This window comes from Sphingobacterium spiritivorum, from assembly GCF_016725325.1.
Lineage (GTDB): Bacteria > Bacteroidota > Bacteroidia > Sphingobacteriales > Sphingobacteriaceae > Sphingobacterium.
Window position 1 is genome coordinate 1 of record NZ_CP068083.1, and the last position, 18,839, is coordinate 18,839.

The 18,839-nt window shown below is 36.4% G+C and carries 20 protein-coding genes and 2 tRNA genes; 12 read left to right on the forward strand and 10 right to left on the reverse strand.

Features of this window, described 5'->3' with window-relative positions; genetic code table 11:
- The first annotated feature begins 308 nt into the window (after positions 1-308).
- On the forward strand, positions 309-1,094 hold the full coding sequence (locus I6J02_RS00005; RefSeq protein WP_411028019.1) for an oxygenase MpaB family protein: 786 nt from the start codon (positions 309-311) through the stop codon (positions 1,092-1,094).
- Between the two features lie 34 nt (positions 1,095-1,128).
- On the opposite strand, the gene I6J02_RS00010 is transcribed toward I6J02_RS00005, so the two are convergent.
- Together I6J02_RS00010 and I6J02_RS00015 are read right to left on the reverse strand one after the other, a co-directional pair.
- Positions 1,129-1,770 (reverse strand): transposase, encoded by a 642-nt coding sequence (locus I6J02_RS00010; protein WP_201679836.1) that lies wholly within the window; start codon positions 1,768-1,770, stop codon positions 1,129-1,131.
- Positions 1,771-1,882: 112 nt separating this feature from the next.
- A complete protein-coding gene (locus tag I6J02_RS00015; protein WP_201679837.1) occupies positions 1,883-2,839 on the reverse strand; it encodes an AraC family transcriptional regulator in 957 nt (318 codons plus the stop codon).
- A gap of 313 nt (positions 2,840-3,152) precedes the next feature.
- On the opposite strand from I6J02_RS00015, the gene I6J02_RS00020 reads away from it, so the two are divergent.
- Both I6J02_RS00020 and I6J02_RS00025 read left to right on the forward strand, forming a co-directional pair.
- Positions 3,153-3,228 (forward strand) — tRNA-Gly (locus I6J02_RS00020).
- 11 nt (positions 3,229-3,239) lie between these two features.
- Positions 3,240-3,324 (forward strand) — tRNA-Leu (locus I6J02_RS00025).
- 148 nt (positions 3,325-3,472) lie between these two features.
- Here the strand turns inward: I6J02_RS00025 and I6J02_RS00030 are convergent.
- Entirely contained in the window at positions 3,473-4,573 is a 1,101-nt protein-coding gene (locus I6J02_RS00030) for a S41 family peptidase (RefSeq protein WP_201679838.1), read from the reverse strand.
- 253 nt (positions 4,574-4,826) lie between these two features.
- Here I6J02_RS00030 and I6J02_RS00035 point away from each other — a divergent pair, with 253 nt between their 5' ends.
- Complete coding sequence (locus I6J02_RS00035; protein WP_201679839.1) at positions 4,827-5,060, forward strand: thioredoxin family protein; 234 nt, start codon at positions 4,827-4,829, stop codon at positions 5,058-5,060.
- A gap of 124 nt (positions 5,061-5,184) precedes the next feature.
- On the opposite strand, the gene I6J02_RS21680 is transcribed toward I6J02_RS00035, so the two are convergent.
- Positions 5,185-5,433, reverse strand: coding sequence for a hypothetical protein (locus I6J02_RS21680; RefSeq protein WP_236582228.1), 249 nt, complete (start codon positions 5,431-5,433; stop codon positions 5,185-5,187).
- A gap of 433 nt (positions 5,434-5,866) precedes the next feature.
- On the opposite strand from I6J02_RS21680, the gene I6J02_RS00040 reads away from it, so the two are divergent.
- A complete protein-coding gene (locus I6J02_RS00040; RefSeq protein ID WP_139420232.1) occupies positions 5,867-7,117 on the forward strand; it encodes a site-specific integrase in 1,251 nt (416 codons plus the stop codon).
- A gap of 95 nt (positions 7,118-7,212) precedes the next feature.
- Positions 7,213-7,680 (forward strand): immunoglobulin-like domain-containing protein, encoded by a 468-nt coding sequence (locus tag I6J02_RS00045; protein WP_139420230.1) that lies wholly within the window; start codon positions 7,213-7,215, stop codon positions 7,678-7,680.
- Between the two features lie 91 nt (positions 7,681-7,771).
- Here the strand turns inward: I6J02_RS00045 and I6J02_RS00050 are convergent, their stop codons facing one another.
- The 3 genes from I6J02_RS00050 to I6J02_RS00060 form a co-directional block, all read right to left on the reverse strand.
- Positions 7,772-8,053: a helix-turn-helix domain-containing protein gene (locus tag I6J02_RS00050; RefSeq protein ID WP_139420228.1), complete on the reverse strand. Its 282-nt coding sequence runs from the start codon at positions 8,051-8,053 to the stop codon at positions 7,772-7,774.
- The gene (locus I6J02_RS00055; protein WP_139420226.1) at positions 8,050-8,346 is read right to left on the reverse strand and encodes a helix-turn-helix domain-containing protein; all 297 of its coding nucleotides are present in this window, start codon (positions 8,344-8,346) and stop codon (positions 8,050-8,052) included. The genes I6J02_RS00050 and I6J02_RS00055 overlap by 4 nt, the downstream gene beginning before the upstream one ends.
- A 100-nt stretch (positions 8,347-8,446) precedes the next feature.
- Positions 8,447-8,827: a hypothetical protein gene (locus I6J02_RS00060; RefSeq protein ID WP_184164941.1), complete on the reverse strand. Its 381-nt coding sequence runs from the start codon at positions 8,825-8,827 to the stop codon at positions 8,447-8,449.
- 152 nt (positions 8,828-8,979) lie between these two features.
- Between I6J02_RS00060 and I6J02_RS00065 the strand changes: the two genes are divergently transcribed.
- On the forward strand, positions 8,980-9,240 hold the full coding sequence (locus tag I6J02_RS00065; RefSeq protein ID WP_139420222.1) for a DUF3781 domain-containing protein: 261 nt from the start codon (positions 8,980-8,982) through the stop codon (positions 9,238-9,240).
- Between the two features lie 509 nt (positions 9,241-9,749).
- Here I6J02_RS00065 and I6J02_RS00070 read toward each other — a convergent pair.
- From I6J02_RS00070 to I6J02_RS00080, 3 genes are all read right to left on the reverse strand, one after another.
- On the reverse strand, positions 9,750-10,067 hold the full coding sequence (locus tag I6J02_RS00070; protein ID WP_139420220.1) for a DUF6922 domain-containing protein: 318 nt from the start codon (positions 10,065-10,067) through the stop codon (positions 9,750-9,752).
- A gap of 39 nt (positions 10,068-10,106) precedes the next feature.
- Positions 10,107-10,781, reverse strand: coding sequence for a nucleotidyl transferase AbiEii/AbiGii toxin family protein (locus tag I6J02_RS00075; protein ID WP_139420218.1), 675 nt, complete (start codon positions 10,779-10,781; stop codon positions 10,107-10,109).
- A gap of 143 nt (positions 10,782-10,924) precedes the next feature.
- Complete coding sequence (locus I6J02_RS00080) at positions 10,925-11,383, reverse strand: DUF3408 domain-containing protein (RefSeq protein ID WP_139420215.1); 459 nt, start codon at positions 11,381-11,383, stop codon at positions 10,925-10,927.
- Positions 11,384-11,947: 564 nt separating this feature from the next.
- On the opposite strand from I6J02_RS00080, the gene mobA reads away from it, so the two are divergent.
- From mobA to I6J02_RS00105, 5 genes are all read left to right on the forward strand, one after another.
- The gene (gene mobA, locus I6J02_RS00085) at positions 11,948-12,382 is read left to right on the forward strand and encodes a conjugal transfer protein MobA (RefSeq protein ID WP_139420213.1); all 435 of its coding nucleotides are present in this window, start codon (positions 11,948-11,950) and stop codon (positions 12,380-12,382) included.
- 4 nt (positions 12,383-12,386) lie between these two features.
- Entirely contained in the window at positions 12,387-13,655 is a 1,269-nt protein-coding gene (gene mobB / locus I6J02_RS00090; RefSeq protein WP_139420211.1) for a conjugal transfer protein MobB, read from the forward strand.
- Between the two features lie 205 nt (positions 13,656-13,860).
- On the forward strand, positions 13,861-14,178 hold the full coding sequence (locus I6J02_RS00095) for a helix-turn-helix domain-containing protein (RefSeq protein WP_139420209.1): 318 nt from the start codon (positions 13,861-13,863) through the stop codon (positions 14,176-14,178).
- Positions 14,178-16,895 (forward strand): DEAD/DEAH box helicase family protein, encoded by a 2,718-nt coding sequence (locus tag I6J02_RS00100; RefSeq protein WP_139420208.1) that lies wholly within the window; start codon positions 14,178-14,180, stop codon positions 16,893-16,895. The genes I6J02_RS00095 and I6J02_RS00100 overlap by 1 nt, the downstream gene beginning before the upstream one ends.
- Positions 16,895-18,835: a site-specific DNA-methyltransferase gene (locus tag I6J02_RS00105; protein ID WP_139420206.1), complete on the forward strand. Its 1,941-nt coding sequence runs from the start codon at positions 16,895-16,897 to the stop codon at positions 18,833-18,835. Before I6J02_RS00100 ends, I6J02_RS00105 begins: the two co-directional genes overlap by 1 nt.
- Positions 18,836-18,839 lie beyond the last annotated feature (4 nt).

Sequence of the window (18,839 nt, forward strand, 5' to 3'; positions counted from 1 at the left end):
GATATACCCCTCCCTTAAAGCATGCTGATCAATATATACCCCTCCTCTTCGAAACAGATGATAGCTGTGATGATCTTGTCCAACAGCTTCATCAGCATATAGGATTTAAAAAAGGGAATGAAGAGGTGATGCGTTTTCTGAAAGAGAGACAGCATTATTCCGGCACAGATGCTGCCGTTTTGCAGTCATTTTTTGACTCCTTTGAGCAGCGACCGGATTGGGTGAATGAAGAATTGCTCTGCGTTGGTGCTGAACTCAGCAGACGCCCGGGCATCAGTGCGCTGATTGTTCTTCGGGATTACTGCCTTATGGGTGGCTATGAATCTTCGGCTATTAACAAACCTCTTATCTATACCGGTGCACTCAAAAAAGGAGCTGTAAAGCGACTGACAGATACCGTGACATTCTGGGTCAATATTACCCGACCAGGCGCTTTTGATGCTGACGGAGAAGGTTTTCAAAATGTTATTCTTACCCGTATTATTCATTCTTTCTCCCGGGTCAACATTCTGCATTCTACTGACTGGGATGCGGACAAATGGGGAATGCCTGTCAACACATGGGATTTATTAGCGACCAATTTAGGGTTTTCGCTGGTCTTTATCGTTGGCTTACGCCGGATGGGGTATGCGCCCACAGCCCAGGAAGTGAAAGGATTATTTCACTTCTGGAAGTACATTGGCTACCTTATCGGCATTCCGCTTCATCTTTTGCCGGATACGGAAGAGCAAGCTATAGAAGCTCTTTATTATTGGACGATGACACAGGCTGACGGGGATGAAGATTCAAAATCCCTTGCTCTGGCACTGAAAGAAGAACCTGTAAAAGCTTTCTTTCCTCCCTCCCCTTTAGGGCGAATGCTGATGAAAGAAATACATCTTTACTACAATAACTTCTTACTTGGAAAGTACTCCTGCAAACTCCTTGGACTACGGAATACAGTATTCGGCAAGATAGCTTATCTCAATATCCTGAAAAACAAGAGACAGGAAAAGAAGATAGGCTTACCGGGCTACAGAGACCGGATGATCCGCAAAGGGAGTGAGGAGCAGGACAAAGTAAAGCAAATCTATCTGAAATATAATCACGGGTAGCAGACCTGAAGAGCACTACCCGTATGCTAATATTCTATTTTCCTTTCATAATCAGTGCTTCGTGCGCACTGCCGCGCATCCACAATAACCAATTGACACAGGATACAGCACAGATATTCAAAACCCCAAAATATACAATCCAGATCTGAAATCCGAAAAAGTAAAACATAGGGATCCAGTATCCGAATACACTCCAATAGGATGCCATGCAGATCGGACATTGGATTACGGGTTTACGAAGATATTTATTCACGACATATTCTTCATCTGTTTTGTAGCAGCGGATCAGTCCCTTATCATCCGTTTCTATGCTGATCTTATCGTCGATCGCTTTCAACGCCTGGTTGATCCTCTCCTCTGGCTCCGCTAAACTGTTTTCACAGATCAGACCATTACCGGAATTTATCAATGTATCGTCTTTCAGTTTTTGTTGCAGTTTACCGAACAGTATATTCCATTGTTCACCACCGTAATATACCTTTACTTTTCGTACACGGGTCAGGTATTTAAACAACGGATATAAGATCATTTCACTGTCTTTATCTCTTCCGTCAGGAAGAACTTCCGTCCCTCCTTTTGCAGCTATACGTACGCCAAGGATAAATAATGATTGCAGAATAACATATGCTAATGCTGCAAATACCAAAAAGAAAAGTTCATTTACTTGTATCTCCATAACAGATTTCCTTATTTTAAAATTTGTTCTTTATTTAACAATACAAAGTTCAGGATCACAGCCGGTTGTTAAAAGAGACACAGTACTGAAGAAATGGTACAAAGTACAGATTTTAGGTTGCTTGTATATGCTGCTGCCGAAACTGTGCCGGAGTGACACCAGCGTGCTTTCTGAAAAAACGACCAAAATAAGACTGATCTGAAAAACGGAGACGGGCAGCGATCTGTGCAATGGTATCATCGGATTGTACGAGATGCGATTTGGCTTCGGCCAGTAAATGCTGATAGATAAAATTACTTGCAGACTGTCCGGTGATTGCTCTGACCATATCATTAAGATAATGTGGATGAACAAAAAGCAGATCTGCATAATCGGATACCTGTCTGTAGGTTAAAAAATGAGCATGTACAAGCCGCTTGAATTTACTGACCAGCTGCTCCTGCCTCGAATGCGTCACTGTTTCTGCAGCTTGTTGTATATACATGCGTCCTACTTCCAGCAGAAGTGCATTAAGATAAAGCCGTGTAAGCAGATCATCGTTAAAGTTTTGACGGTTTGTGTATTCCTGTTTCAGCTTATCAAACAAGGGTACAAGTTGCGCCATTTCTGTTTCATGAAGAGCCACAAAAGGATCGTTATCCGGAAAAAAAAAAGGATATTCCATGAGTTTAATCTGATTTTTCAGGCAGAGTAAAAAATATTCCGAATCAAAGCTGCAATGATATCCTTCAATATCCGGAGACCAATGCTGTATTTTATGCAGCGTGTTTTCGGGAATAAAAAACAACGTTCCTGCTTCAAAAGTATAGGTTTTATATCCAATTGTTTCGGTAGCGCTGCCTTTAGTAATCAGAATCATGCTGTAAAAACCTTTTCTTGTGCTGTGAAATGGAACATTACGCTGACAGGATTTAATCATTTCCAGCGGTACAATGGAAAGAAAATTCTGGAAAACGGTATGTTTTACTGATCCGCAAACTTCGCATATATCTATACTGTTATTATGCAATTGATGTGCTGCAGCAAAGTTCTTCCCATCAGCATTTTTATTTTTTTGTATTACCTCCATATCTGCATCCGTTAAATAGCATACAAAAGTAACAATCACCAACATTAAAAGCAATTTAGTTGCTTTTAATAACTATCAGATCATCAATCTTTACTTCTTACAGACTATCCGGTCCTGCATATTCTGTGCGATATTCCGGAAAACAAAGTCTGCGAAGTCCCAGAGCACTTTTATACATAAAAATTATCTCGCACAGATTGAGCACATTAGTATTAAAAGCAATATATTTTTGATAAATAAATTTTGCAATTCCGTTTTTCTCTCTATATTTGCATCACCAAAACGGAAAGAGCTACTGCTCGGAACGTTACAAGCGAAAGTAGCTCAGTTGGTAGAGCACAACCTTGCCAAGGTTGGGGTCGCGAGTTCGAATCTCGTCTTTCGCTCCACAATATCACCTGCCTAGGTGGTGGAACTGGTAGACACGCAGGACTTAAAATCCTGTTCCCGTTAAGGGAGTGCGGGTTCGATTCCCGCCCTAGGTACAAGAAAGCTCATCTAACGATGGGCTTTTCTTGTTTATGATCAGGTATTACAGTTGTAGCGAAAATTCGCAAGGTTTATTCAAAATACATAGAAAAGTTCTTTTACTATGTCTATATATAACTTGTAGCCTTCCTTCTATCTAAAAAATCAAAATTTTTCAGATTTTATCACTTCAATTGCTTTATTCAGATACAGGGATTTCGCTTTTTTTACAGCCAGCAGCCACTCGTTATATGTTTTGATTTCTTTTAGGTTTAATTGTTGGGCCAGGTCAATTTCTAAAGGAATATCAGGTTTTATTCCTTCTTTGATTTTATATATTTTGCCCGTCCTGTCCTGAAGGACTGCAACAGTCAAATTTATCTGGAAATTTTCACCAAGGATATAGGGGTAGTTTGATGAGGTATTTCCTGAGGTCGTCTGACCAACAATTCTTACGTTCTTTTGTCCCTTAAAATGAGCAACCAGGAATTCCGAGGCACTGATTGTTAATCCACTTGTAAGAACAATAATCGGAACACGATTATTCTTGATAGCAATGGCTGGATTTTGCTCATATTGGAGATCAAATAATTTAAGTGTTTCTTGTTCTTTTTTTGAAAGATTATTTAGTTTTGTAGGAACCCTCTCTTCTTTACCTTTATTATCTATGTTAGAATAGGTATAATCGGTATCGATTAAATTGGCAAGATGCCAGATCATCGGAAATACACTTCCACCGCTATTATTTTCTGTTAAATCAATTATCCAGGCCTTAGGGTTCAATCGATCCAATGTCTGAATTTGCTGTTTTATAGTATCAATGTATTTCCTTTGCTCATAAAAAACATCTGGAAGTTTAATATAGCCATAATTTCCTTCCAACAGACTACTTGAAAAGACTTTTTCGGGTAGTCCGGCTTCTTGATCCGTAGTTTTAGCGAGCTTCTCAAACAGGTTTGATTCTGATTCGTTACCACTAACATTTTCATCAAAAAACAGTGATGAATGTGCATCATTCAAACTTTTTAGAATCTTTTCGAATATGGGTTTTAATTTACTTAATTCAGTTATATTTTTTGTTTCCTCTAATATTACCGGCCGTAGAGAATCCCAATTCACTGTATTGTTCATATAGGACTTGTTTTCAACAGTATCTAAAAACGACACAACCAATGACTGGATTTCTGATTGTTGTGCCTGGACAGGTAAGTGAAACAGCGAAGCAAAAAGAAAAAGAAAGTGAATACTGAATTTTGAAATACGCATTGTGATAGAATCTTGTTATTGTACTAATATATAAATTAGACATCGATTTTTAGACCTATCCTATTTTTTTGCCAATAAAACACATTCCCGTGGAAGTTCCATCTAACATCTCATATCAATCTAAACGTCGTAAATTAATCTATGTAACCCTCCAGTTTTTATTCTTTTTCTAAATTCTGGATCAGGTTACAGTTCGTTAACCTGACTAATTTTGATTCGACAATAACGTCATCATTTTCTAATTCATTTTACTATGAACAAATCAATTTTTTATCATGCCGGCTGTCCGGTTTGTGTGAGTGCAGAACAAGACATCATTAATCTTATCGGTGAAACTAATGTTGAAGTTGTAAATATCGGAGAAGACAGAACCCGAATCCCGGAAGCCGAAAAAGCAGGCATTCAGTCCGTACCCGCGTTGGTGACACCTAACGGAAATGTTTTGCATATCAATTTCGGTGCATCTCTTGAAGATGTAAAAGGTTAAATCTTATTAAAGCTGCAGAGCCATTCATGCTTTGCAGCTTTAATAATAGAATTCACAATCAGTCAGAGATAGCAAAAGTAGATACAACTAATCAGCAATTTAGGATTGCTGATTTCTCACAGGATCAGCCTGTGAGCCAAATAAAATCTAACAGGTCTTTAAATAGCGTTGAGCTCTTCCCTGGAAGAAAATAATATTTATGTGTATACGAGACTTGTTCTTCAGGAAAACGCCTCAGGATTTCCTTATCATACTCAAAAATGAACTTACCATTATAACCACTAACGTCATTTAACTCTACAAAGTGTCCCCAATAGGTAGGTTTCCCTTTATAAAGATTTATTGTGAAATGAATAGGCTCTATTTCTCCCATATCATAACCGATTTTTTCGGAGTCCTCATTTTCTAAGGTTAAAACAATTACATTCTCCTTTTTTATTAAAAATTCGATAAGTAATAAGATAACAAAACACAATAAAAAAGATATAAATAGATAAAGCAACACATCAATACTAAAACTCAGCTTTGATACTGTTTTTATAAAATAAAGTTTCAGTAAAAATACATCAAAGATTAATAACAGGTAAAACGGTTGTAAATAAAGACTTTACAGCCGTTTTATGATTTTTTGGTAATGAGGTAAAAAGCAGTAAAAAGCGAGGTTTGGCAAAAGTAAGGTTACTAAAACGTTACTTTTAAACATTAAAAACAATCGTTTTAAAATACTGTATTTCAGCTTTCTGCATAGTTTTTCATATTGTTCCGTAGCTCACATAGGTTTAATTTTATCATTAAGAATTGTGAGTATGGAAACGACAAAAAAATCAACGTTTAAGGTATTGTTTTACCTTAAAAAGAACGCCCCAAAGAAAAACGGAAAAGTTACTGTTATGTGCAGGATTACCGTAAACGGCAAACAGTCTGCATTCAGTACAAAGCTGGATATTTCCGCAACAAATTGGGATTTGAAGTACGGCAGGGTTTTAGGTAAAAGCCGAGAAGCCCAAGCCACGAACAGCAAACTTGACAAAATTCGTTCGGGTATTGAGGAATGCTATTCCAAAATCCTGAAGAACGAGGGGGCTGTAAACAGTGCTAAACTTAAAAATGCCGTTCTTGGTATGGAAAGCGGAGAACTGACCTTTTTCAAATTTTATGACCAGTTCCTATCCGACTATGAGAAAAAGGTTAATAGTGGACTTCGGGTAAATGGCACACGCAGTAAATACAAAATACTTTTGAAACATCTTCGAAATTTTGCCTTTGCAAAATACGGTTATTCCGATGTGTCTTTTAACGACCTTACTCCTGATTTTGTGCAGGACTTTGATTACTACCTTCGTGACGACCAAAGCCTAACACACAACACCATTTGGCTGTATATGATTGGGTTTACTACACTTTGCCGATTGGCAATGAGCAGAAAGCATCTTGCTTTTAATCCGTTCAGCGAGTACAAGAATACCAAAAAGGATAAAGACCGTGGTTATCTATTGCGTAATGAATTGGAACAGCTCGTAACGTTCAACTGTGATAAAAAGAAAGACGAATTGGTTAAGGATTTATTTGTTTTCAGTTGCTTTACAGGTCTTTCCTATTCAGATATGAAAGGGCTTAGAAACAGTAATATTCAAGACTTTTTTGATGGCAATCAGTGGATAATCGTACGCAGAAAGAAAACGGCAACATCATCCAATGTAATGCTGTTGGATATTCCAAAAATGATTATCGAAAAATATGCAGGACTGTCAAAGGACGGAAAGGTTTTTCCTGTCCCCTCAAATACGGTCTGCAATGACAGCTTGAAAAGAATATCCAAACAAATTGAGTGTCTTAAAGAGAAGAAAGTAACCTTTCATTTGGCACGCCATACCTTTGCCACACTATTTTTAAGTGAGGGTGTTCCATTGGAGAGTTTGAGTAAAATGTTGGGGCATAAAAACATTGCCACTACGCAGATTTACGCCAAAATACTCAACGAGAAAGTCGGAAAGGATATGCAAAAGGTATCGCATAAATTTAAAGGAATGGAACAGTCTTTTGTTTCTCAACTATGAAGTCTATAAAAGTAATCAAAGAAAGTCAATGTTATTATACGTTGGCTTTTTTTGTATTTTAGCAATTGGTAGAAACAATGACAAAAAATAGAATAATGAAAAAACTTATCCTACTTATAATTTCAGCAACACTTTTATTGAGTTGTAACCAAAATAAAAAGGAAGAAGAACAATCATCCAAAAAAGAAAAAGTAAATGATGTTGAGGATAAGTCTGTATCATTATCTATAGAGCCAAATGTTTTTAAACTTTCAGAAATCCCAGATACTATAAAGGTTACAATAATAAACAATACAAATGATACTATCACTACAGGGTTGCATTATCAGATTGAAAATTACGAGAAAAACGAATGGAAAGACATTTCGCCAAAGGGTATTGCGTTTAACGACCTTGGTTGGCGACTAAAACCAACCGATACAGAGAGTTTTGAAAAGAAATTATATAAAGACCAAATCAGTTATAAAGTAGGCAAATACAGAATTGTCAAATATTATCTGAACTCCGACTATCAAAAGACAAGGGAAAATAATAATGTTTACGGAGAGTTTGAGATTAAGTAGAATATAAACAACACAGCCCACCGCATTTAAGCAGTGGGCTGTTTTTTTAATTGACCGATATGGTTAAGTTTCAAAGCATTCATTTAATCAGCTAACGCTGATAGTTATCTTCCAATACCTTGACAATATCGCTTTCACGAAACAAGATTTTCCGTTCGAGCTTGATAAAAGGTATCAGTCCGTCATCCCTGTATTGTTGCAATGTCCGTTTGCTGATGTGTAACATCTCGCAAACCTGTTCGCCTGACAGATAGATTTCCCCTTTTAGTAATGGGTGGAAATATTCTCTGATATACAACAGTTCATTTTTGATGCCTACCACAGCTTCGAGCAGGGCAAGCATATCTTCGTTTGAATCTCCAATCTGTTTCATTTCTTTTGCTTTTTTAATGGTCGCTCTCCCTGCATAAGTAACTCCACTTCTGATAATCTGAAATACGTTTTCCGATTGATCTGCGTTGCTCCAAGAATGCCTTTTGCCCTATACGTCTGCAACGTTCTTTTGCTGATATTGAGCAGTTGGCAGGCTTCCTGTTGGTCGAGCCATTTCGTTGCCTGTTGCAATGCCTTGTAAGGCGTAGTGATTTTCTTAATCAATAAAGAAACTTCCTTTACTTCTCTGTGCAATGCTTTTAAAATCTGAATGTCCAAAACTGTTATTTCCATATCCGCATCATTTAATCCTCAAAAGTAAAAGCAACTTATAAAGGTTGCTCCAATGTTGTAGTCAGAAGTAGCATTTGGCGTTTAGTTGCCAAATACTCGGTTATAATCCCAACTTTGGTTTTTGGTTTTTTGGGCGAGCCTGTTGTATTTTGTTTGAATTGTCCATTTTTAAAGCAGGCTTTTTATTGGTCTGTACGTTCTGATTGTTTTCAGCATTTTTATAACCCGAACGCATAACCGTTTTGGTAGCGCCTATGATGCTTTCAGGTTCGGCAGTCTGTTTTTTTTGTTCAGCACGCTTGCCCCCGAACAGCCTGCCCAGACCTAAACCCTTTGTGTCTGTGAATTGGCGTTTAAAGTTGGCTATGAAATTGGAAATGGGGTCGCTGCCCTTATCGACCTGAATAAAAGGTATATTCTTTTTTTTCTCAGATTCTTCTTTTTCTTTACGCTCTTTGTCGGTTGTTATTTTTTGTGCCATAGGTTCAAAATTTCCCCCAATGTAAACCATAAAAGAATGCTTCATTTGCCTTTGGCTTTTAGTGGCAGTCTTTGGCGTTCAATTGCCAAATGCTTTGATATAAATTCATCTACGGTTAAGATATTTTGTAGTTTTGTATTAAAGAATAGGCAATGAAAGTCAATAAAACCGAAATATTAAATAATATCTGTTACACCGAACTTGTATATGGCAGAATAAATAAAAAGCTACGAGTAGACTATTCAAAATCTGAAATTGAAAAATTGATTTTTAATGCCATAAGCGAAACGGCAGAAAAATTCATTCAGAAAATCGGTAAAAATTATTATATAACAAACACTTACAAAAATATTAGGATTACAATCAACACATACACACACAGGGTTATCACTGTTGACAGAATTACAAAATAACAACTGCTTTAACCACAATTAATATAAGTTAAGCAAAGTATAAATCAACTTCCAAAAAAAGAATAAAAAGGCAGTAAAGATAAGGCAGACAGCCACCGCACCACCCAACCAAAAGCTTACGGCATAATGGCAGGGCAAATATGGTGGCTTCGCCGAGTTTGTTGTGTTGCCCTGCCACCCTTCGGGACTTATTCCGTTTCCTTTTGGTTTTTTCGCCTGTCCGCCTTGTTAAAATGGCTTTCTTTTTTTTCTTTTTTTTTGTTTTGGAAAATATTTTTTGATAGGGAGTTTCAGTACTATAATTAGCAGATGCAGGATACCCCTTGTATCTATAGGTTAGGGATAGCCCGATTTCTTTTTCTTGACAAGTTGCAGAGCAAGAAAAAGAAGCAAAAAGAACTCCGCTATTGGGGTTGGAACTGTTAAGCTAAAGCCGTTGGATGACAAAAAAAGATAGGCTGATTTCTCAGCCTATCCATCTATAAGATAATAAAAATTGTTGTTGTAACTTATATCCAATGGTAAGGCTTGTCCTTACGGTTCAGATAGCAGTACATTTCTTCCTTTTTAAGTTCTGGGAAGAACCTCAATGCCCTATCAATTGCATAGTTGGGTAAGAAGTAAATTTCGTCACGGATTGCTTTGATAACCCTGCTATGACCATAGAAACGGACAAGCTCATCAATTTCATTTTGACCGCCACGTTCTATGATACGGGCTATAATAGTCTTGTAGGCTTTCTTAAAGTCCATTGCTTCGATGTCGAAATCCCAAAAAAACACTCGGTCAAGATTTGGAATGTCGTTATTTTTTTCTCTTAATTCCATATAGTAAAGATACGATTTTTTTAGTTGTTCACTGATTTTTCAACGCCTAAAGCCTCTACCTTTTTTCGGCAGATCGGGTATTTGTCCAAATTTTAAAGACGGATTAAGAACCGCCTTGTTTAAGCGTTCATTAATTTTTTCCATATCGGTCTCTTTACCTTTTAACAACTTAACTTTTGCTTCGTGGTCGATATTCTTGTGATACAATAAGGCGTATGTAGCCATTGCAGGATTACCACCATATTTATTTTGATATGCTTCTAAATAGGTTCTAAGCGGATGGTGTTCTAATAGAAAATGCATATCTATAAAATCCTTAATCCGTGTACCATTTTGGAATATGGCGTGGAGTTTCATTGCCCCTATGTCCTCTAAGGATGCTAATCGTATCCCATCTTTTGTTTCAATTGGCTTTTGCCATGGATATTGATGCGAAAGAATATCAACTTTAATCTTATCTATATCAAGTAAGATTGTATTATTAAACATATCGTTTATCAATACCCGAGGATATTGAGTGACTAAATGTTTTAATAGCTTCTGTTCATCAAAGCCTTTGGTTGTAAAAAGGTCAATATCAATACTCAATCGGTGACCAATCTGTAGACTTAATGCAGTTCCCCCTACAAGGTTAAAATCTTTCAGCATTTCATCTTTCATTAGTGCATGGAGAAGTTTCCACATCTCACTGCTGACTGTTTCTTTGTGTAGCATGATTTTTCGTTTTTCGGGAATTTAATCCCGAAAACGAAGCCTTTGCCCAAAGTGGTAGTCAGTGGCATTGTTTGGCGTTCATGGGCACAATGAGGGATGAATATCCAAAAGATTATATGGCTCTTTGCCTACACAAACCGTTATCAGAACAACGGCTTGTGCTTATCGTTATAGATTTCCTTAATCAGCTCTCCGAACTCCTGAAAGTGGAATTCGATAATATTATCCAGATAAGCATAAATTGTCAGCTTGTCAATTCCCATAATGTTGGTAAGCCTGTTAAATGTTTCGTGATGTTCCTGCCGTACATAGACCGATTTGCCTTTGCTTGCATTTCTTTTAGGGATTCTAAAGAACGTTACGCAATAATCCTCTTTCGTCAGCTTCTTTGGTTTTGAAACGGTTCTTTTGGTATCGCCTGCAATCGGTTTTGTATCTTCTGGTTCTACAGATTTTTCGCCTGTTTCAATTGCAGTAAGCTCATCACTATGCGGTAAAGTGTTCTGCTCTTGTTCAGGTTCTTTCTTTTCATCAGTTAGGAAATTTTCAATAGAAAAACTCTCTTTTTCGGGTTGCTGATTTTTGTTTTCTTCGTGTATCATATCTCTTAATTTTAATATTATATCCAATTAGCTGTTTGGTTGGTTAAGTAGTCAGCTGTATGTTCTGTACCAATGTAACAACCTATCTACCTATGCACTTGCATACCCTTAATTAGCTGTTTCGCTAACTGAAAAATATGCAATTAGCCAGCAACCACGTATGTTGATTTGTTATCAGTCACCCTCATTTGCAATCAGGATTTATGCTGATTGGTTACATCGTTAACGATACAAGTAACCAGCTGGCTAAACATATACAAAGGACGCAAAAGCAGTCCCAATCTTAATCAGGGTGGCAGTCAGTGGCACAATTTGGCGTTCATTGTCATTGTTGTAAATAACTATTATTCAAATAGTCTTACCGAAATTTGTAATGGAAGCTATGGGTTTTTCCTGCTAACTACAATCCGTTGGCAAAACGGATTTTTCTGAACCCTTGTTCAGAGCAAGTTATCTCTTGAGGTCCTCGAAATAAATTCCCGTACCTCAAGAGCACTTGCCCTTGCAGGGGGCTGGAAACGGCTCCAAAGTCGCTCGTTTGTTTAAAAATTAAAATGGATTATTATGGAAGAGAAAAACAGAAAACAGATTAGGAAAACAGGACGAAAACCAAAGATTGACCCTGCGGTTCATCGATATTCCATCAATTTGAATGCGGAGGATAATGCCAAATTTCTTGCCCTCTTTGACCAGTCAAGAATGAAAGCACTTGCTCATTTTATTACAGCCTGTATCTTTCAAAAGACGGTAAAGACCGTGAAAATGGATATGGATGCAATAGAATATCACGAAAAGTTGACGCGATTTTTTAGTCAGTTCCGATCAATCGGAACAAATTACAATCAGATTGTGAAGATATTGTACCGTAATTTTTCCGAGAAAAAAGCAGGAACTTACCTTTTTAGATTGGAAAAGGAAACCATCGAATTGGTACAAGTTACTAAAGAAGTTATCCGTTTGACACAGGAATTTGAAAAGAAATATCTGAATAAAGAGTGAAATTATGATTGCAAAAATCGGAAAGGGAAGTAATATGTACGGAGCGATTTTGTACAATCAACAAAAAGTGGATAAGGAAAACGGAGCGGTTTTATTGCTGAACAAGATACCCGACACGGTGGACGGTAAGTATTCCGTTGCCTATTTTAATAAATGCTTTGAACCATATCTGTCTGCTAATATCAAAACGGAAAAGACGGTACGGCATATATCGCTGAACCCAGATCCTTCGGATAAAATCAGCGATGAGCAGTTTACGGATATGGCTCAGGAATATATGGAACGTATGGGCTACGGCAATCAGCCGTATATCGTGTTCAAACATACAGACATAGACCGCACGCATATCCATATCGTTTCTACCTGCGTGGGAATTGACGGCAAGAAAATCCCCGATGATTACGACCACCCACGCTCAATGGCTATCTGTCGGGATTTGGAAACTAAATATAACCTAAACAAAGCCATCGAGCAGGAGCAGAAACAAGTCAACAAAATTTTCAAGCCTATAAATCATAAAAATGGCGACATCAAAAGTCAGATTGCTTCGGTAGTTCGCCATTTGCCAAAGAATTACAGCTTTTCGACTATGGGTAATTACAATGCTTTGCTTTCTCTGTTCAACATCACAGCAGAAGAAGTCAAAGGCGAACGGAACGGACAACCTGTAAACGGATTGGTCTATTTAGCTTTGGATGAGAACGGCAATAAGGCAAGCAATCCTTTTAAAGCATCACTTTTCGGAAAAGATGCAGGCGTTGCACAACTGCAAAAACACTTCGAGAAATCCAAAGAGAAAATGAAAACCACGCCTGTAAGGGCAGTTCTGAAAAATACGGTGGAGCTTGCCATACACACTACTAGCAACGAAATGGAGTTTAGAAAACAACTTACAGAACAAGGAATTAATACGATTACCCGCAGAAACAGTGAAGGACGAATTTACGGTATGACCTTTATAGACTACGAAAGCCGTAGCGTTTGGAACGGCTCACAATTAGACAGAAATTTGTCGGCAAACGTATTTAATGATTGGTGGAATAACGGAAATAAACCCGAATTAAAGATACAAGATAACACCATTTCTAAAGGAAATGGAATAGAGAACCTACCGCAAAAAGACCTTTTTGAGTTTCTCTCACCGGAACATTCGCCTAATACCGATTTGGGATTGTTTAGCCTGTTACCCGATGCACAGGGCGAGGATTACGAAGAAGAACAGTTTGCTAACCAAATGAAAAAAAAGCAATATCCTCGGAAAAGAAGACATTAGAATTACCTAGAATTTTATTAACTATTCAATCACTATAGCGTATGATCTTTAAAATATCAGTATAAATCTGAAATGCTTAATATGTATTAGAGCCATTAAGGTTAAGTACAAGATATTTTTAATTTATTAATCATAAAATATACGTAACAATCTCTTATATTTGACAAAATAAGTCAAGTTATAAATTAAAATTGTCTTTTGACAAATGAAAAAAAATACAACGACAGGTGAAATACTCCGAGAAGCAAGGGAGCGTAAAGGATTACTTTTACGACACGTATGTGCAGAATTGGACGTGGATACCGCCATACTTAGCAAAATTGAACGAAACGAACGAAAAGCGACAAAAGAACAAATCATAAAACTTGCCGAAATTCTCGATTTAGATAGAGACGACCTCTTAATTCAGTATTTAAGTGACAAAATTCTAAATGAAATTAAGAATGAGGATTTGGGAACAAAAGCTTTAAAAGTAGCGGAACAAAAAATTAAATACAACAATAAAACCAATAACAACGATTAATGCAAATAAAATTAGAAGAACTCAAGTATCAGGAAGTTGCCATTCAATCGATTGTTAAAGTATTTGATGGCAATATCAAAAACACATTTGATAATGCTTGTTTTGATGGTATTCGCTCTAATAATTGTACCCTACTTGATGAACAGGTTTTAGAGAATAAGAAGGAAGTTTTAATAGAAAATGGAATCGAAGAAAATACAGCAAAGATTTCGAAGGACAGAGAGCTAACAATTGAAATGGAAACAGGGACAGGTAAAACACTAGTTTATGTTAAAACCATTTGCGAGCTATATAAACATTATGCTTTTACAAAATTTATCATTCTAGTACCATCAGTCGCCATCCGTCAGGGTGTTTTAAAGACATTAAAAACATTTGAGAAGCAATTGGAAGATATTTACGGCTTTATTCCAAAATCATTTGAGTACAACAGTAAAAAACTGAGTAACGTAACAAATTTTATTGAGGAGCAACATCCTCAAATAATGATTATGACATTGGCTTCGTTTAACTCCGAAGATAAAATCTTAAATCAATCAAAACGTGAAGATTTATTTGCTAATGTCCCGTTTATCGAAGCGATCGGAAGAACAAACCCGATAATTGTGATGGACGAACCACAGGAAGGAATGGATACGGTTAATTCTGTTAAACAAATTGCTAAACTCAATCCGCTTTTCAAATTAAGATATTCTGCTACGCATAAAATTGTTAAAAACCTTATTTACCGTCTTACTCCTTACGATAGTTACAGACAAGGTTTGGTAAAAAAGATTGAGGTATTGACTGTCACTGAAAAGAACGATGAAGCTACATTGAAATTAGAATTGACTGAAATTCAAAACGGTAAAAATCCAATCAGGGCAAAAATTAAAGCGTGGCATCAATCTGCTAATGGTAAGATAGAATTCAAGGAAACCAAATGGTTGAAAGATGGTGATAATCTAGGGGCTATAACCAACAATCCAAGTTATCTCAAATATAGCATTGAACGAATCAATAAGAGTTTAAGAACACAAAAATGGTCAGTAACTTTTACCAATGGAACACAAATTTTTGAGAAGCAAACTTCAGGAAATATAGAGAGTATTTGGGCTTTGCAATTGGAATGGCTGATTATCCGTCATTTTACCAAAAAGCAAAAATTACAGATGCAGGATATTAAATGCCTTTCATTAATTTTTATAGATAAAGTAGCTAACTACGTAAGTGATGAACCTATTATTAAAAATTTGTTTATAGAAAAGTATAAAACATTATATCCCGAATTTCACGATGGAAAAATTCCATCAAATGAACATATTGAAGGAATTCAGGGATTTTATTTTGCTAAAACAGGGAAAGGAGAATTTACCGACAATGAAACTTCAATGCGTAAAAACTCAGATGTTTTTGACGCTATTTTAAAAGACAAAGAAGAGCTATTGTCTTATGGAGATTCCGTAGCGAATAAAATTGAGTTTATTTTTTCCCATTCCGCCTTGGGTGTGGGTTGGGATAATCCTAATATATTCAACATCGCAACGCTAAATAATTCATATTCCGAAATCAAAAAGCGTCAGGAAATTGGTCGTGGTTTGCGTATTGCTGTTAATCAAAACGGACAGCGTGTTTATGATGCCTTGGATGTAGCAGAAGAAAAACGTGTTAATCAATTAACTGTCATTCCAAACGAAACATACGAAACCTTTGTAACCCAATATCAAGAAGAAATTAAAGAAGTTTATGGTACAGCACAAGCTGGAGCAGGAATGAGTCATACGCATAAAGGCAAACCACAAAATGAGGTTCGTTTTAAACGTAATCAAAATGAAACTATTAATCAGGCTTTCAAGCGTTTTTGGAAAGCTTTGGCTAGGAAAACAAACTTTTCGGTTGCTTTTAACGAACAGGCTTTGATTGCACGGAGTATAGAAGCATTAAACGCTATTTCAATCGCCGATTATCAGGCAGAAGTATCAAGCAGAACTATCGGGAATATTAGCGAAACTGGTATTCAGGATGAATTTGCAGGAAAAGAAACCTATAAACTAAAAGCTTTCTATACGCCTTTGGATTTAGTGGAAGAGCTAAGTGAAAACACTGGTCTATCTTATAATTCTCTTTTTGAAATTGTCAAACAATTAACCAATCACGAAGACTTTGCTAAGAATCCACCACAATACATTCATCAATCAGCAAACTTAATAAAGAATATCGAATTGGAAGAGATGCTACGTGGTTTGGATTATCATCTTACTAATGAAGCATTTCCTTTTGAATTTGATGATTTTGTCAAGAATATTAATGATTCTGGTTACGTGGACACACCTCAAAAAGGAGTTTTCGACAAAATGTTAATTGATAGTGATGTAGAAAGAAAGTTTGCTTTAGGTGCAGACCGTGATGACGAACTGATTTGTTTCTTAAAACTCCCTAGCTATTATAAAATTCCGACACCAATTGGAGAATATGAACCAGATTTTGGTATTGTGATGAAACGAAAACAATTGAAAGATGGAAAGGAAAGTGAGTTTTATTTTGTCATTGAAACTAAAGGAACTAACGATATCAATGATAAAAAAGCATTGAAAGAAAGCGAAGTGTATAAAATTCTTTGTGCGGTTAAACATTTCAATGCATTGGGAGTAGACGTAAAATACAAAGCACCAGTAAAAGACTATATGTTTTTTAAAGACGAATCTGTAAATGATATTAACGCAATAACAGAAAAATAATGAGCAATCAAGAATATATAATTAATCCACTGGAAAATGTACAATCTCACGATTGGAATAAAGAACGGTTAGAACAACTTAAAAGGTTGATGCCTGACCTGTTTACCAATGATGGCGCACTCAATATCAATGAACTAAAAAAAGTAATTGACTATAATAGTATAAACGAGACAGAACGCTATGAATTTCGTTGGTTTGGCAAGAGCAACGCTAAACGTGAAGCATTCACACCTACCGATGCTACATTGATTTATGACGAAGCCAGAAGTGTAAACCCAACCGAAAGCGAAAACCTGATTATTGAAGGCGAAAACTTAGCCGTACTTAAACTATTAAGCCAAAGCTATCGGGAACAAATAAAATGTATATACATAGACCCACCATATAACACTGGGAACGATTTTGTATATTCTGATAAGTTTAATCAAGACAGAAAAGAATATTGGGAAGATGCAGAAATAACCGAGCATGGCTATAAAATTGATTCTAATATAGAAACGGACGGACGTTTTCACAGTAATTGGTTGAATATGATGTACAGTCGTTTGCTTATTGCAAGACAATTGTTGCATGAAGATGGGATGATATTTATTTCTATTGATGACAATGAGGTACATCATTTAAGAAAGTTGTGTGATGAGGTATTTGGAGAAGAGAACTTTTTAGGGCAAGTAAGTCGATTAACAGGTACTCCTACAGGTCAAGGTACTAGAGGGCTAGTTTCTGAATTGGATTACATAATTATTTATTCCAAAACAGACCAAGGTGATTTTAATGGAGTAGATTTTGATGATAATGATAAGCAGATTTATAACCAATCTGACCAAAGAGGACAATATCTAACTAGACCTCTACGGAAAACGGGCGGGGAAGATAAAAGAGAAGATAGACCCAGTATGTATTTTCCCTTAATGGCTCCAAATAACACGGAAGTTTTTCCAATCGGACCAGGGGGATATGAAAGCAGGTGGAGATGTTCCTTAAGTAAATATAAAGAATTTGAGAATGACGGGATGATTGAATGGAAAGAGTCTAAAGAAAATGAATTGACAGTTTGGAAGCCATACCTAAAGTTTTATCTCGAAGGAAGGCTGAAACAGCCATCTGACTTGTGGAAAAATATAGATGGGAATAAAAAAGCTTCTATTGATTTAAAAAATCTCTTAGGGGGAAAGATATTTGATTACCCAAAGCCAGTAGAAATAATAAAAAAATGTATTTTGATTTCATCTAATAAAAATGATATTATTCTTGACTTCTTTGCTGGTTCTGGAACTACAGGACATTCAGTAACAGAACTGAATAAAGCAGACAATGGAAATCGGAGATATATCTTAGTACAACTTCCTGAAGCTACAGACTCAAAAAGCGAAGCTTACAACTCAGGGTTTAAAAAAATCAGTGATATTACAATAGAACGTAATAAACGAGTTGTCGAGAAAATCATTAAAGAAAAGGAAAGTGAACAGCCTGATTTATTTGATAAAAAGGAGGATAAAAATAATCAGCTAAATGGACTTGGTTTCAAAGTCTTTAAGTTAGCAAAATCTAATTTTCCAAGAGCAGAATATGCTCCTGACCCTGAAAAATCAGACGAGGAAAATGTAGAAGCATTGAAAAAGTACATTACCGACAAAGAAGCACAATTGATAACCGCTTTCAACCGAGATGAACTCATTACCGAAATATTGATTAAAAACGGCTTTAAGCTGAATTACACAACTATTCTACAAGAGCAATTCAAGAAGAATGAAGTTTTTCTAGCATCAGATGGCGAAAAAGAAACATTAATTTGTCTAGACGGCTCGTTATCAGCGGAAACCGTAGAGTATTTCAAAACTCATACAGACCAAAAGGTTATTGTCTTGGAACGTGCGTTAGACACTACCAAGAAATGGAATCTGAAGCACTATATGGGAGAAAAATTTAAGGCGTTTTAATAGA